Origin of the sequence: Labrenzia sp. C1B70 (genome assembly GCF_000475395.1) — a bacterium.
Classification (GTDB): domain Bacteria; phylum Pseudomonadota; class Alphaproteobacteria; order Rhizobiales; family Stappiaceae; genus Roseibium; species Roseibium algicola.
Genome location: NZ_AXCE01000012.1, coordinates 818885 through 833601, shown reverse-complemented (window position 1 = coordinate 833601; position 14717 = coordinate 818885). Strand labels below are relative to the sequence as shown.

General features: G+C 58.8%; 14 protein-coding genes. 3 read left to right on the top strand and 11 right to left on the bottom strand.

From position 1 onward, the window contains the following. Nucleotides 1-13 precede the first annotated feature (13 nt). Both Q666_RS52125 and Q666_RS66235 read right to left on the bottom strand, forming a co-directional pair. Entirely contained in the window at nucleotides 14-772 is a 759-nt protein-coding gene (locus tag Q666_RS52125) for a helix-turn-helix domain-containing protein (RefSeq protein WP_023000363.1), read from the bottom strand. Continuing rightward, nucleotides 769-1200 (bottom strand): hypothetical protein, encoded by a 432-nt coding sequence (locus Q666_RS66235; protein WP_208993885.1) that lies wholly within the window; start codon nucleotides 1198-1200, stop codon nucleotides 769-771. Before Q666_RS66235 ends, Q666_RS52125 begins: the two co-directional genes overlap by 4 nt. A 277-nt stretch (nucleotides 1201-1477) precedes the next feature. Here Q666_RS66235 and Q666_RS64990 point away from each other — a divergent pair, with 277 nt between their 5' ends. From Q666_RS64990 to Q666_RS52105, 3 genes are all read left to right on the top strand, one after another. Beyond that, nucleotides 1478-2341 carry a glycosyltransferase gene (locus tag Q666_RS64990; protein WP_161633240.1) on the top strand — a complete coding sequence of 288 codons (864 nt, stop codon included), beginning with the start codon at nucleotides 1478-1480 and terminating at the stop codon, nucleotides 2339-2341. A 62-nt stretch (nucleotides 2342-2403) separates the two neighbouring features. Beyond that, complete coding sequence (locus tag Q666_RS52110; protein ID WP_023000366.1) at nucleotides 2404-3531, top strand: hypothetical protein; 1128 nt, start codon at nucleotides 2404-2406, stop codon at nucleotides 3529-3531. A gap of 5 nt (nucleotides 3532-3536) precedes the next feature. After that, complete coding sequence (locus Q666_RS52105; RefSeq protein WP_023000367.1) at nucleotides 3537-4358, top strand: hypothetical protein; 822 nt, start codon at nucleotides 3537-3539, stop codon at nucleotides 4356-4358. Here the strand turns inward: Q666_RS52105 and Q666_RS52100 are convergent. The 9 genes from Q666_RS52100 to Q666_RS52060 form a co-directional block, all read right to left on the bottom strand. Next, on the bottom strand, nucleotides 4349-4798 hold the full coding sequence (locus Q666_RS52100) for a hypothetical protein (protein ID WP_023000368.1): 450 nt from the start codon (nucleotides 4796-4798) through the stop codon (nucleotides 4349-4351). The two genes, Q666_RS52105 and Q666_RS52100, sit on opposite strands and share 10 nt — an antisense overlap. Before the next feature lie 3 nt (nucleotides 4799-4801). Then, nucleotides 4802-6985: a glycosyltransferase gene (locus tag Q666_RS52095; RefSeq protein ID WP_023000369.1), complete on the bottom strand. Its 2184-nt coding sequence runs from the start codon at nucleotides 6983-6985 to the stop codon at nucleotides 4802-4804. 47 nt (nucleotides 6986-7032) lie between these two features. Further along, nucleotides 7033-9009 (bottom strand): caspase family protein, encoded by a 1977-nt coding sequence (locus tag Q666_RS52090; protein ID WP_161633241.1) that lies wholly within the window; start codon nucleotides 9007-9009, stop codon nucleotides 7033-7035. Nucleotides 9010-9029: 20 nt separating this feature from the next. Beyond that, entirely contained in the window at nucleotides 9030-9623 is a 594-nt protein-coding gene (locus Q666_RS52085; RefSeq protein ID WP_077292291.1) for a hypothetical protein, read from the bottom strand. A gap of 592 nt (nucleotides 9624-10215) precedes the next feature. Continuing rightward, nucleotides 10216-11379: a M20 aminoacylase family protein gene (locus tag Q666_RS52080; protein WP_023000372.1), complete on the bottom strand. Its 1164-nt coding sequence runs from the start codon at nucleotides 11377-11379 to the stop codon at nucleotides 10216-10218. Continuing rightward, entirely contained in the window at nucleotides 11380-12195 is an 816-nt protein-coding gene (locus Q666_RS52075) for an ABC transporter permease (RefSeq protein ID WP_023000373.1), read from the bottom strand. It lies immediately after the preceding gene. A gap of 1 nt (nucleotide 12196) precedes the next feature. Beyond that, the gene (locus Q666_RS52070) at nucleotides 12197-12925 is read right to left on the bottom strand and encodes an ABC transporter permease (protein ID WP_023000374.1); all 729 of its coding nucleotides are present in this window, start codon (nucleotides 12923-12925) and stop codon (nucleotides 12197-12199) included. A gap of 80 nt (nucleotides 12926-13005) precedes the next feature. Then, nucleotides 13006-13785 carry a transporter substrate-binding domain-containing protein gene (locus tag Q666_RS52065; protein ID WP_023000375.1) on the bottom strand — a complete coding sequence of 260 codons (780 nt, stop codon included), beginning with the start codon at nucleotides 13783-13785 and terminating at the stop codon, nucleotides 13006-13008. A 76-nt stretch (nucleotides 13786-13861) separates the two neighbouring features. Beyond that, nucleotides 13862-14635, bottom strand: a complete 774-nt coding sequence (locus Q666_RS52060; protein ID WP_031269084.1) for an ABC transporter ATP-binding protein — start codon at nucleotides 14633-14635, stop codon at nucleotides 13862-13864. Nucleotides 14636-14717: the final 82 nt, after the last annotated feature.

The window sequence follows — 14717 nt, the reverse complement described above, 5'->3', positions numbered from 1 at the left end:
AGATCCGCCGCACTCATGCCGCTTGCCTGTATGCTGCTTGAGAGGCCGATTGGTGTGCGATCGCGGGCAGTCTGTTCAGGAAATAGGACAGGCAGTCCTGCTCTTTGTCCGAGCCATCTTCCGGTGGCCATCGTCCTGGAAGCTGGTATCCGGACGAGCCGTTGACGCTGGTTGCGAGATTGAACCGCGCCAGGTCCGGCAGGGTCTTCTCGGCAAGCCAGGCGTTCCACTCATCGACCTGCTTGGTCTGAGCCGTTGGCAGGACGACGACGGGAATGGAGCGGCGAGAGACGGCCTTCGCGCGCGCCTCACGCGCGTTAGATTTTTTATTTATTTCTTTCTCTAAGTTTGGTGGACAGATTTGACCGCCTTTGCCGGACACATCTGACCGCCTTTGGGGACAGATGTGTCCGCCTTCAGCCGGGGTAAGGGGGACAGATTTGTCCGTCTTTTCTCGAAGCTCGGAGGCCTTTAGGATCGAAGCGTCGGTAGGGCAATACTCCGTATTGTGCCCGACGCCATTCCCGCGTTGAACGCCAAGCCAGCCACCTTCTTCCAGATCGCGGATGGCACGCTGGATGGATTTGACACTCTTGCCGGTTGCTTCGGCAATGGTCTTGTAGGACGGCCACGCCTTCTCGGTGTGGCCGTTCACATGTGCGGTCACGATATAAAGCGCAACGCACTTGGCATTGTCGTTGATATTGGCATCGCAGCTCAGCAGACGCAGCCACTGAAGCTTCACTTCCCGGAATGGACGGCGCTCGCTCATGCGTACCTCCAGCGACCCGTCTGGGCGGCATTTCGGAGCGAGGCAGAGCGGCAAAACGGTGGGACAATGGCTTCTGTAAGCCATTGAAATCCTTCAGGTAGGTGTTTTGTCCCACCCTTCGCTAAGCTATTGATTTTCTTCAGTTTGGCTAGGCCCTCCGGGCCCACCATTTTTCTTTTCTCCCACTCGCATTTGCCGGCCAAAGAAAGCTGGTCCTCTTCTGCTGATGTGCGGTCCCGAATTTGCTCAAACACCGGCGTCTGCCTGGCGCTGTTGCGGCATTGGGGAGGACCGGCAGTTCGCCGTTCTCGATCACTGGAGCGGCGCTGGACCGGGATGTGGCGCTTGTCGATGCGGGGCTGAATTTCGGTGTGACTGACAACCTCAATATCACTGCCGACTACACCGGCTCCTTCGGTGAGCGCCAACAGGACCACACTTTTGCTGCGAAACTCAGGGCAAGGTTCCAAGGAGGCAGGCATGGGTTTATGCGGTCTTGTCGATCCCGTTAGAAATGGCTGACGGGAACGAAAGATGCCCCGCGATGCTGGACGAGGCCATATTAGGCGCTTAGCTTTAATCGGACGGCCTGAGGGAGCCCCACGGGGGCCACATCGTCGATCAAGTCAGCCACGTGCTGCAACGATGAACGGATGTGTACACACTCGACGGGCTTCATGATCGGGCATGAACGGGAACGTGAGTTTGGCTTCCTACACGCAGGCAACAGGGCATTTCGAGAACGGCGAATTTGCAAAGGCGCAGCATGCCGTTTCCGCCTGCCTGCAGGAGATCTACGCGAATATTCATCGCTTCGTCCTGACAGAAAACCTTCAAAACATATATGGCACGAAGGTTTCGGTGATTGTCGTTTCCCATCGGAGCGGCCTTGAGGCCTGCGAGGTTGGCCGGGGTATCGAAGATTTCATCCGCCGTCCGGACGTTGAATTGGTTTTCGTCGGCAATGGGCCCGGAGCCGCTGAGGGGGCATCCGGCCCGTATGCGGACAAGGCTCGGGTGTTCGGCTTGCCGGAGAATATCGGCTGTTCGGCGGCGCGAAACGTCGGTGCCTATGTCGCGCGGGGGAGCTGCCTTCTGTTTCTGGACGATGATGCATCGACGGGCGCGGCAGATCTTGATCTGCTTGCCGGCACCTGTATCGAGCGCGGGGCCAAGGCTGTGCGTGGACGCATTGCGCCGAAGTCCGGTGCCGGATTGACGGGTAACCACTACAATCTCGGTGACAGTCTGAAACCGGCACCGCCCACAACGGAGGGGTTTTCCGCCTGGCAGGCGTCAGCCTTCGAAAAATACGGCGGATTTGATCCGCTTCTGGCAGGCCACGAAGGCATGGATCTTTGTTGCCGGATGCTGGGTGAGACGGATGCGGAGCAGTTCCTGTATCAGCCCGGCGCAGTGATGCGTCACGACTATGCCGGAGACGACCGGCAGCGGTTGCAGAAGGTGGAGAAGCTTCAGCTTTCGGACAGGTATCTTGCGTTCAAGGGGATCGACAAGGACCGGGTTGCCGTCGCCTTCAAGGAGGTTGAGAAGGCGGATGCTGTCTGACACGTCAACGAATGCGCCATTCGCACGCGGGAACGCGTTCAAGACCTTTCCGGGCAAACTGCATGGATAGGCCTGACGACACCTGGCTGAGCCAGCGCTTCTGTTCCAATCCGTTCGAGCGGATCGAAACCCAGCCGAACCAGGACATTCACTTCTGTCCCGCAGCCTGGCAACCGGCTGCAATCGGCAGTCTGTCTGACGATCCTGAAACCGCCTGGAACTCGTCCAAGGCCCAGGAAATACGGCGATCGATCCTTGCGGGTGACTTCTCGCATTGCTGCCATCTGGAATGCCCGCGTATCACTGGGGGTGATCTTCCAGCGCGCGAGGAGATCCTGTCGGAAAAAGACCCGTCTCCTGCGGTGGCCTACTATCGGGAGATCATCAAGACTGGCAGGACCCGGCTGGACAAGCCTCCAGCATTCGCCAGCCTCGGTCACGACCTCAGCAGCAACACCGCCTGTCCTTCTCGGGCGGCAAAACCGGTTAAACTGAAAAAATACGATACCGACCGGCTCGACTGGATCTTCAACGAACCGTACGCGCGCTTTCTGTCCAAAGCCGACCGAATAACCATCGGCCGTGAAGGCGAACCTTTTGCCAGCCGGCATTTCCTGAACTTTCTGAAGACCTATTGCGCGGAGATAGAGCCGAGAAAGGCGCTGGACCTCCACACCAATGGCCTGCTGCTGACGGAAGCTGTCTGGAACCGGCTTGATCTTTGGGGGCATGTCGGCAGCGTTCATGTGTCCGTCGATGCCGCGACCCCGGAAACCTATAATGAACTGCGGCCAGGCAGGCAGTTGGTTCAGCTCATGCCCAATCTGTCATTTCTCGGCCATTTGCGCAGGCTGAAAGCCATAGACACCTTCCAAATGAAGTTTGTCGTCCGGCAGGAAAACTACACAGAGATGCCGGACTTTGTCCGTCTTGCGCGTCGGGTCGGGGCAACAGGTGTTCTGTTCCAACGGGTTCGCGATCAGCAGGTTCGGGAGGAAGGTGACTGTCCTGCGGTCGACGTTGCGGACCCTCGCCATTTTGATCGTGAAGCGTTGCAGTTGATCCTCGAAGACCCGGTTCTGAACGCGCAGGACGTCGAATTGGTTGATCTGAAACTTGCTCCACGGCACAGGGACGTTTCCGGGGCAGCGTGCTCAGGCGCAACGCCTGATCAGGTTCGGCAAGGCTGAAGTCCATGGTGCATCATCTCATCCTGCTTTCATCGGGAAGAAGCGGCACGCATCTGCACCAGACCATGATGCGGAACGGACTTGAAAAGGCTGTCGTTCTTGGCGAGCTATTCAACCCGTCGTCCCCGTTTGGTCTTGAAGCCCAGACGCCGGATTTCATCGCAATGCTGGAAGAAGAAAGCGGCATTGAGGTCGATCCGGGCAAGGCGAGAGCGCTGGCCAACTTTTTCAGGGACGATCCGGTCTTCATGCTGAGTGCCCTCGCCAGGGTTTGCGACCGCCTTGGGCATGACTATCTGTGCTATTCGATCCTGCCGAAGCAATTGGCCGGCAGGCCGATCGAAGACATTCTGTTCCGGTTTGACTGCTCCTGCACCTTTCTCACAAGGCCGAGGTTTGCCAGATATGTCTCTCTCGTAAAGGCGCGGCAGCTCGGGGCCTGGAAGTGGGTCGATACCACGTCCCTGAAACCGGAAATAACGATGGAAGGGTTTCTCGAAGATGCCAGAGCCACTGACGACTGGTTTCAGTTCCTGTCGGAAAGGGCGCTGACTGCGGGGCTGAACGTTCGGCATCTTTCCTATGGCGCTGATCTCAACCAACCGGCCCGGACCGCCTTTTACAGCCTGCAGCGGAAGTATGAGGGCATCTGTGAACTGTCCGTCTTCGATTTCAGCCTGATCCCGGATTTCAAGCAGGAACGGGAGGCCGATCCTTTCCGGTCGATAGGCAACGGCGAGCATATGCGGGACGCTCTTCATCAAGCCTCCTTGCTCGATTACGCCTTTGCCGAGCCCTCCGTCTTTTCAGCGGATGGTTATGTCTGATCCCCTTTCGGCAGCGATTGAACATAGCCTTCCGGCGAAGTGCCGATGGTGAACTCGAAATCCGGCGACCAGCTTTCCCGGATGCGGGCTATCCGGCGTTGGAGATAGAGATCCCAGTTCGCCGAGGCACCACATCGGGGAAGATCCGACGACATCGGCAGGGTTTCGAAAAAGAGGCCTCTGCTTCTGAGTGCGGAGAAGTACCTGGGCGGGCACACGACGACGATCGTTTCAAACTCCGCGAGCTTCTCCAACTGGCTTTTCAGCGCGCTGGACAGATGATCGTCTGCCTCATCGAGCGCCCAGACAAGCGCGACTGTTCCTTGCCTGCGGTGTTCCGACAAAAGAGTGGCGTTGTCCTTGGTGTTGGTTTCAAGTTTCCGGATGCTGCCGAGGGCAACCCGTAGTCCGATCTTGCGAAGGCTGCGTTTGAAAGACACGGTTCAACGCTCCTCCAGGGGATTTGCGGGAAGCTGAGCGACCGCCTGCAACAGATGCGCAGTCTGCTGCGCACCGTTCCACCAGCCGGACTTTCTGAGGCACGACCGAGCCAGCGATTGGCGGAAATCGGGATCGAGCATCTGCACAAGCTGCTCTCCGATTGCGTATGGATCCTCGGCAGGTGAGGTGAGGTTCCACCCTGCGCGCGCGCCATATTCTGCGCGGGCCTCCTGCACATCCATGATCGGGTTGCTGTTCGGAATGAAAATTGACGGCAGCGCGGCTGCAATGTTTTCGTGAAAGGTATTGTATCCTGCCGCGCAGATGGCAAAGTCGAAGGCTTTCAGATACTGCCCGAGCGGATAGACCTTCCGCATCACCAGGCGCTCATGGAAATCCGCGTGCTCCTCGAAATGAAGTGGGGACCTGACGTCGACCGCGATCACCTGCGGGTGCCTGTCCAGAAACTCCAGCAGACGTGCCCGGGGAAGGGACATGTCGAAATTTGCTTCCGAGCCAAGTTGCACGAGACAAAGGATCGCGTCGTCCGGCAGGTTCAGCGCCCGTCTTGCGGTGGTTCTGTCAAAGAGCTGATCTCTTGGCGTCATCAACACCGGATCGACCCGGGTGACGCTGTTCGGGTTGGGGCGTGAATAGCCTTCGTCCAGAGGCGCGCAGAGTTCCCCGGGTTCGATGATTGCGTCGAAAAAGCCTTCCCGGGAGATGCTGTTGGGCTGGGGCGTGCGCCAGAGGCCGCGCCGGATCCAGACGCTGGTGGCGCGGCCGTAGCTTTCAACCGCGTCCACGAAACCTGCGTACGGCAAGTTGCCGTCAAACAGTGTGAGGCAAGGCTTGTAGTGGCTGAGCGCCTCGCGCATTTCCTGAAAGAAATAGCTGTTCCAGGCTTTGAAATCCAATTCCAGTCTCTGCCGGAAAGGCCGGAATTCGGCGAGGTATCCCATGGATCTTGCAATTTCGATTGCTTCGGAAAGCGAGAAGAAAACGACATTCGCACGCGGGCCGATCGCCCTGGCGATGGCAAGCTGCCGGGAGAGATGACCGAGGCCGACGCCGTTGGAAGTGATCGTAAGGACGACCGGGGCAGGGGCGGGGCTGCGTGTTTTCGGGGCGGGCAGGGCGGCGACGGAGGGTTCGGCGATTTTTTCGAATTTCGCGGTGAACTGGTCCAAGCCAAACCGCGCCTCCACAAACGTGCGTGCCTTTCGGGAGGTCGTTTCATAGAGCTGAGGATCCGTTCGAAGCTGCTCATAGACCAGTGGTGCTTCGTCCGGCTCGGCATAAAGGCAGGCATCGGAAAAACTGGTTTCCATATAGCGCGGAACGACGCAGGGCAGTCCGGTGGCAAGGGCTTCGAGTACACAATATCCGAACGCCTCGATCAGCGCTTTGGAATGGAAATAGCTGTAGATGTCGAGCCCTTGAAGAAATCCGGAAATCGGTCCCTTCGAGAACGGCAGAACCTGCCAGTTGGATGGCAGCTCCTCGAACTGGTCCACGAAGCTCTGCGGCACGCCCATCATGTGGAAGGCAAAGTCAGTGGATTGCGGATAGCAGGTCGTGGCAACCGATAGAGACGGCCATTTGTCGGCGCTGGGGCGACTGTGGCGGCCGATGACCAGAGGGGATTTCGGTTCCCGGGATTGTTTCTCCGGATAGTCGGCCAGATCGATCAGATTGGCCCAGCTACCCTGGTGAACGGCGTGGGACAGGCCGTTCATCAAAAGGTCTTCGCGCACGATCTCGCTCACCGGCAGGAGTTTGAGCGAGTGTCCATACCAGTCGGAGATGAGCGTCGACCAGTGATCTGCCGGAAAGGCACGTTGTCCGTCCCGGTTTCGTATCGTCTGGTGCACGACAAGGTAACAGACATCCGCATCGAAACGGGTTCGGCATTGCACCCGTTTGTCCAGCAAGGTCGGGTGATACAAAAGCGCGACCCTGGACCGCGGTCTTTCGTTCTGCGGAACAATGACGGTGCCGGTAGCCCTGATCTCGGCGAGTACGGATGCGTTCAAGGTCCGGTTTCGGGAAAAAAAGGGGGAACACAGCGGTATGATACCGGCTTTCAGCCCGGCTTGCTTGCAGGCGCGAAGATCATATTTGAGCGATGTGGACGTCCCGCCGGGAAAGCGCAGGTCGGCCAGGTAAAGGACGTCAAATTCCATGTGCCGGTCGGCCCCCCAGGAAATCCATCAATCGATCTTGCCGGAAATCACGATGGGGAGCCACCATAGAGCCGCCAGGACTCCAGTCCGCGGTTGAACAGAGGGCCCGGAACACCATCCAGCGTGCCCTCGTAGTATCCGGCAGACTGCAATCTGGTCTGGATCTCAAGGATGGTATCGCGCGACCAGCTGCGGGCGTCGGAGGAAATCTTCGCAAGTGTTTCGCCGCTGTCCACCGTCAATGCGGACAACAACAGTTCCGATGCCTTTTGTGGTGATTTGTCGGTGTGGAAGCCTTCGTCGTAAATTGCAGCGGCGGCAAGGGCGCCTTCCGCGTATCCCTGCTGCGCCGCCAATTCGAAATAGGCCGCTGCGTCTTCCGGGGTCTTGTAAATGCCTTCCTTGGCAAAGACGCCCAGATTGTAGGTCGCTCTGGCGGCGCCTTCCGATGAGGCATATTCCAGAAGGGTGATTGCACGCGGAACGTCGCGCGCGCCACCTGTGCCGTTATAGAGGGAAACTGCAAGATTGATGGCCCCGTCGGCGCTGCCGTTGGCATAGGCGCGTTCGAACAATTCGCGGGCTTTCAACAGGTCCTTGGGCAGCCCCTGGCCGAGTTCGTAGAGGAGGCCAAGGCTGACGAGTGCCCTTGTGTCGCCTGCAGCTGCTGCCTGCTGATAGAGATCGACGGCAATCTTGGTATCGCCGGCGGCTGCCCGCGCCCGCGCAAGCAGGGCCTTGTAGTGTGGCACATCCGGATAGTCCTTGACGGCCTGCTCGCAGGAATGAATGGCCGCCCCGGAGTTCTTTGCCAGAAGGTTGAGAGAGACGCCCCGGTAGATGACGGTTGAATCGTTCGGGTGTGTGGCGAACCGCCTGCACAGTTCGGATTGCGTCAGATTATTCGGATTGTCGGGCATCATCTGGGTGACAAGCGTTTTGGCCTGCTCCAGATATTGCCCGTCCGGGAACCGCTCGATGTAATATTGCAGCAGGGCCCGGTTACGGGAGGCCAGGGCGTTGGACCAGATTTCCTCTTCCAGACTTGCGAGGCCGACCGATGGCGTCGGCAGGACGCCGTTCGTGTCCTTCAGCGCTCTTTCGAGGATCGTTTGCGCTTCATCAACAAACCTGCCTTCCGGATAGCGCTGCAGGTACAGCTGGATCAGCCTTGGATCTTCCTGCTGCACCGACAGCTTCCACAGGCCCGCTTCAAGGTCGCCGTCCGACTCCGGGCCCGGCTTGAAATAGAAATCGGGTTTGACCGAGAACTGCACGTAAGGAACCTGGGCGCCACCGGTTTCCTTGCGTACGTTCTGGTTCACGTCTGCCAGCACGGACAGGACCTCGCGGCCGGAGGAGTGCATGTAGGACAGGAGCGCCGTCGCGTAGGGACTGTTGTCACCCGCGCCATCATAGGCAACCTTGCCTGGTTGTGTGGCGTAGCCGATCAAAAAACCGCTGACATCCGGCGGTGGTGCCAGGCCCACTTCCAGGCTCTTGATGCGATCCTGAAACGGGTTGTTCTGGCAGGCGTCCAGGAAGACCATCTTGAAGGCGCTGCTGCGCCCGACAAGCTTGAGAAGCTCATCGAAATGGATGCTGTCGCTGACAAGCGTATCGATGTCACTGATCCGTGAATCAACCGGAATGAGATAGTTCTTGCCCGCCAGTTGCACGCCATGCCCGGCGTAATAGACCAGCACGACGTTCGCGTTGCGCCGAATGGTTGCCTGGGAGAACTCTTCGGCCTTCTTCAAGAAGTCCTCCTGCGTTGCATCCAGGATCAAGGTGACGTCGAAGCGAAGGGTCTGCAGGGTTGCAGCGATACTCTCCGCATCATTGCGTGCATTGGGGAGTTTCTCGCCATTGTAGTTGGAATTGCCGACGATCAGCGCCATACGCGTGTCGGGTACAAGCTGCTGGGCTCGTGAGGTTTCAGGTAAGGAAACCGAGACAACGAGTATCAGGCCTGACAGAAGCAGGACCTTCTCGAGAAGTTGCCGGACCAAATGCAATTTCATGGTTTGGAACCGCATTCCGCTCAAATTGAAATCATGGACGCCAGATTGACTTCGACCGCCGCGATGGTCTCGGTCAGGACAGCTCGCTGTTGCTGCTGCAGGTTCGTGATCACAGTGTCCTGGGACCGGACGATCTGAATGCGCTGAACCTTGCTGATGCCTTCGCGGACCGCTTCAAGAGCTGCTTCGCCACTTTCGGCCTGCTCGACTTTGACGACCATTTCGCGAACAATCGGCAGGGCCGACTGTGCAACGGCGCTTCCGTTTTCCGCTTCGCGCGCCAGCCGATTTTCCAGATCCTGCAGAACTTCGGTAATGCATCGAACGGGTTCGATACCGCGCAAAACCTTCTGCTTGCAGCGTTCACAGGCATTGTTGACCCGAACACGGTTGTTCAGGAACCGCTCGAGAATGGCTCGTTCCCGGGCCACGGTTGTCGGTTCTCCATCGCCTTTCGGAATCAAGAAAAACGGTCTGACCGCTTCCTTGCCTGAGCCTGCCTTGACGCTTGGGGATTCGCTTTCGTAAGCGGCGATGGTGATCGGCTTGCCGTTTGGATTTTCCAGCTTGCTGCCTGCGGCTGACGGGTCAAATGACTCATCAAAGGGCAGCATTGTGCTCCTTGAAAAAATCTGCTGTGCGTTCGAAAGCTGCCAGGGCGTATTCTTGACAGGATCGTTCAGGACCTGGGTGCTGGCCTTGGCCGAACTTGTCGCGCCTGTTAGCCAGGCCACCAAAATAGACGCAATAAATGATAGGAAACCGAGCATCTTACGCTTGGTAATCTCTGCCATACTTCACCGAATTTTTAAAACTGACTTAGCGTTCTATGACACTTTCATCAGATAATTGATAAAATTTGCATTGTCGGCGGCACACTACATCCTATCAAGTGCAGAGGTTTAGTGAAGCAAAAATTCGCGCCACCGCCTGCCTGGCGATCGGGCTTCCCTTCCAATGGTCTGCTGTGAGAGCTTTGAAGCGGTGGTGACCCGACGTGTGTGCGATTGAATTTCGCAGGTGAAGCGTAATGCTCCGGCCGAGAAGGGATTTCCTGTCGCAAAACAACAGGATAGGGCAGACCAGGTGGCCTGCCCACTATTTCGGGAAACGTCGTCCAGTTGCAATAGGAAGGCGTATGGCCGGTGAAATTTCACCAGACGCTCCGTTTGCAGGCTGGTTCAAATTGTGGTGATTTCCGGTGCGTTACTTGCTCGACAGGAAATCTTCCGCCAGCTCCACCCAAAAACTCGTGCCGATAGGCAGGATGTCGTCATTGAAGTCGTACTTGGGGTGATGCAGGGGCGGGTCGCGATCGGTTCTGGCAGTGCCAAGCATGAAGTAACAGCCGGGCCGTTCTTCCAGGAAATAGGCAAAGTCCTCGCTGCCCATGAACGGACGGGTGAGGTCTGTGACTTTTTCCTCGCCCGCAAAGCGCCTGGCAAGGTCACGCAGGTAGTCGGTCTCGGCAGTGTGGTTGATCATCGGCGGATAACCGCGCTCATAATCGACCTCGGCTCGCATGCCGTAGCTGGCGGCCTGTCCTTCGGCGATCATGCGGATACGCCTTTCCAGCTCGTCGCGCACATCCGGTTCCAAAGCTCGAACGGTCAGGCTCATTTCCGCCCGCTCGGGGATCACGTTGCTGGCGATCCCGCTGTTGAAGGCGCCAACCGTGATCACGGCAGACTGCAGCGGGTGGATGTTGCGCGCGGCGATGGTCTGCAGCGCCATGATGATGCTGGCGCCGCACACGATCGGGTCGGATGCCGCCTGCGGTTCGGCGCCATGGCCTCCGTGGCCGACAACGGTAATCTTGCACTCGTCGGCAGCTGCCATCATCGGGCCGTCCCGGAAGGCAAATTGGCCGAAGGGCAGGCTCGGGTCATTGTGAAGGCCGAATACGGCATCGCACGGGAACCGCTCGAACAGTCCGTCGTCCATCATAAGCCTTGCGCCGCCGAAGTTTTCTTCCGCCGGCTGGAAGATCAGATGCACCGTTCCGTCGAACTGCTTGCGTTCCGAGAGGATTTTCGCGGCGCCGAGCAGCATGGCCGTGTGGCCGTCATGGCCGCAGGCGTGCATGACGCCGGGATGGGTGCTGGCATAGTCCGCCCCGGTTTCCTCCAGGATCGGCAGGGCGTCGAAATCCGCACGAATGCCGATGCTTTTCGAAGACGTGCCATTGCGCAGGGTTGCGACAATGCCGGTTTTTGCCAGGCCACGCGTAACCTCGTACCCCATCGCAGCCAGTTCACTGGCGACGTAGTCCGAGGTCTTGAATTCCGACAGGCCGATCTCGGGGATCGTATGCAGATGGCGCCTTGTGGCGACGATTTCGGGAAGAAAGTTGGACGACTGAACGGTCATTTACGCACCACGGCTGGGGATACGGTTTTCCAGGAAGCGGAACAGCAATACCAGAATCCCGGTGAGACACATATAGATCAGTGCAAGCAGCAGCAGAGGCTCATATGTGAGATATGTATCCTGCCGAACTCTTGAAATGATCGCATAGACATCGACCACCGTGATGGTCGCGACAAGCGGTGTCGATTTCAGCTGCAGCACGGTTTCGCCGCTCAAGGTCGGCAAGGCACGGTAGATGGCGCGCGGTAGCCAGATGCGGCGGAACATGGTGAAGCGGCCCATGCCAAAGGCACGCGCGGCTTCCAGTTCGCCCCTTGGTACACCGGCAAACGCTCCGCGCATCACTTCCCCCTCATAGGCGGCAAATGACAGCATCAAGGCCGTGAAGCCATACGGCCAGGCCTGGCGCAGATAGGGCCAGAACATCGACTGCCGGATTTCCGGATACTGCGCGAACACCGAGCCGAGGCCGTAGTAGAGCAGCCAGAGTTGCAGAAGCAGCGGTGTGCCGCGGATCAATGTGCAGAAACCACGGGCCAGCCAGGCGAGCGGTCTTGGTCCGGTGACCTGGACAAGGCCCAGGCCTATGGCAAGGAGAAAGCCGACGGCTGCCGTCGAAAACAGCAGAAACAGTGTTTCCCAGATGCCGTGGAGGAGCTTCCATTGGTATTTCGGCAACCAGTCCCACCGCAGGAACCAGACCGCGCAGAAGACGATGCCTGCAAAGACGGCAAGCAGGAAGATCCTGTGCGGTTCCAGCAGCCGGCGTGGCGGCGGCGGAACATAGGCGGGCATTGTGATCTTGGTTTCGCTCATCTCACACGGGCCCCGCTATGCCGCGCCTTGCGCGTTTTTCGATATGGGCGATGACGCGGTTCGAGACCAGCGTCAGCGTGAGATACATCACGCCGGCGGCGCAATAGAACAGCATGTAGGCCTTGGTGCTGCCGGCTGCCTGGCGGGTCACAAGCGTCAGTTCCGAGAAGCCGACCACGGCCAGAAGGGCAGTATCCTTGGTGGCGATGAGCCAGAGATTTGAAAGACCCGGAATGGCATAGGGCAGCATGGCCGGCAAGGTGATGCGGCGCAGTGTCTTGAAGGGCGACATGCCGTAGGCACGGGCTGCCTCTATCTGTCCGGGCGGTACTGCCTTGATGGCACCACGCAGGACTTCGGTCGAGTAAGCGCCCTGGACGACGCCGATGACGAAGATGCCGGCGGCTAGGCCGCTGATGTCGACCCTTGGCAGACCGACCAACATCAGCAGCGAATTCACCGCGTCTGTTCCGGCGTAATAAAGCAACAGGATGAGGACAAGCTCGGGAACGGCTCGGATGACGGTGGTGTAGACCTCAAGCAGGTCGCGCAGGATCGGGCCGCCGTAAAGCTTTCCGAAGGCGCCGCCGATACCGATCAGCAGACCCAGGCCAAAACCGCCGACGGCGAGCTGCAGCGAGGCTGCGAAGCCGGCGAGTAGAACTCCGCCCCAGCCCGGTGGCGACAGGGCGAGCAGATCGAGATTGAGAAATCCGGAAGGGGCAGCCATCGGCAGCGGTCAACCTTGCTTTGAAAGTGTCCGCCCGCGCCCGAGGGCGCGGGACGGTTTCCTAAGGGTGATCCGGCCGCTTAGCCGCCGTAGATGTCGAAGTCGAACCAGTTCTTGGAGAACGTTTCATAGGTCCCGTTCTCGCGGATCGCCTTGATCGCGGCGTTGACCTTGTCCTTCAGTTCCGTGTCGCCCTTGCGCAGGCCGACGCCAACGCCGGCACCGAGGATCGCCGGATCGTCCTGGACGTTGCCCTTCAGTTCGCAGCAGGCACCCGCATCGGACTTCAGGAAGGCGTCGAGCGCGATGGCGTCCGCCTGGACGGCGTCGAGGCGGCCAGCGGCGAGATCCTGGTTAGCTTCATCTTGGGTCTGGTACTGCTTGATCTCGGCAGCGCCTTCGCCGAAATACTTCTCGGCATAGTCGGCATGAATGGTCGAAACCTGAACGCCGATGATCTTGCCGGACAGGCCTTCCGGAGTCGCGTCGAAATCGTCACCCTTGGCACCGATGATGCCGGTCGGAGTGTTGTAGTACTTGTCGGAGAAATCGATGGTCTTCAGGCGCTCTTCGGTGATGGACATGGAGCCGATGATCATGTCGATCTTGCCGGATGTCAGGGCCGGGATGATGCCGTCCCAGGCAACTGGCGTGACGACGCAGTCGAGTTTGGCTTCCGCGCAGATCGCGTCCATGAATTCGATTTCCCAACCGATCCACTTGCCGCTGGAATCGGGAGAGGTGAACGGCGGGTAGGGCTCGGCTGCGACGCCGACCTTTACTTCCTCAGCCATGGCGCCGGTGAACGCGGTGGTGGCCAGTGCGGCTGCTGCGAATGCTGTCTTCAGAATATGTTTCATGCTGTTCCCCTGTTTTTTACACTTCTCGTGCCGGACCTTCCGGCAGGACCTCCCCGCGAAACGTCTGCGGGAGGGTCTAGTTGATCGAGCTGATGAATTTCTTCAGCCGCTCCGATTTCGGGTCGCCGAACACCTGGTCCGGCGGTCCCTGTTCCTCGATGATGCCGTTGTGCAGAAAGATGACGTGACTGGCGACTTCCCGAGCGAATTTCATCTCGTGGGTAACCAGGATCATTGTCCGCTGTTCACGGGCCAGATCGCCGATGACGCCCAAGACCTCTCCGACCAGTTCGGGATCGAGAGCGGATGTCGGCTCGTCGAACAACATGGCGAGCGGCTGGACGGCAAGAGCACGGGCGATGGCTGCACGCTGCTGCTGACCACCGGACAGGAAGGCCGGATAGGCATCCTGCTTCTCGTGCAGTCCGACACGGCGCAGCAAGGTTTCGGCGATGCCGACGGCCTCGTCGCGTTTCATGCCCAGAACGTGGATAGGCACTTCAATCACATTTTGAAGCACTGTCATGTGCTGCCACAGATTGAAGCTCTGGAAAACCATCGCAAGCTGGCTGCGAATGCGCTCGATCTGCCTGCGGTTGGCAGGGCGCAGGCCATGGTGGCCGTCGTTTTTCAGGTCGATTGTCTCACCATGGATGGTGACCGACCCGGCGCTGGGCATCTCAAGCATGTTGATGCAGCGCAGAAAGGTTGATTTGCCGGAGCCCGATCCGCCTATGATCGCAATCACGTCGCCCTGCCGGGCCGTCAGCGAGACACCCTTGAGCACCTCAAGAGCTCCGAAACGTTTAAAGAGGTCGCATACCTCGATGGCTGGCGCCGCTGGTTCCATCCTACCGCCATTGCCCGGCCTGAGCCGGTGCACTGTTGTTTCTGTTCCCCGCTGACCTCGTCTTTTTTGCCGGTGCGGCGTC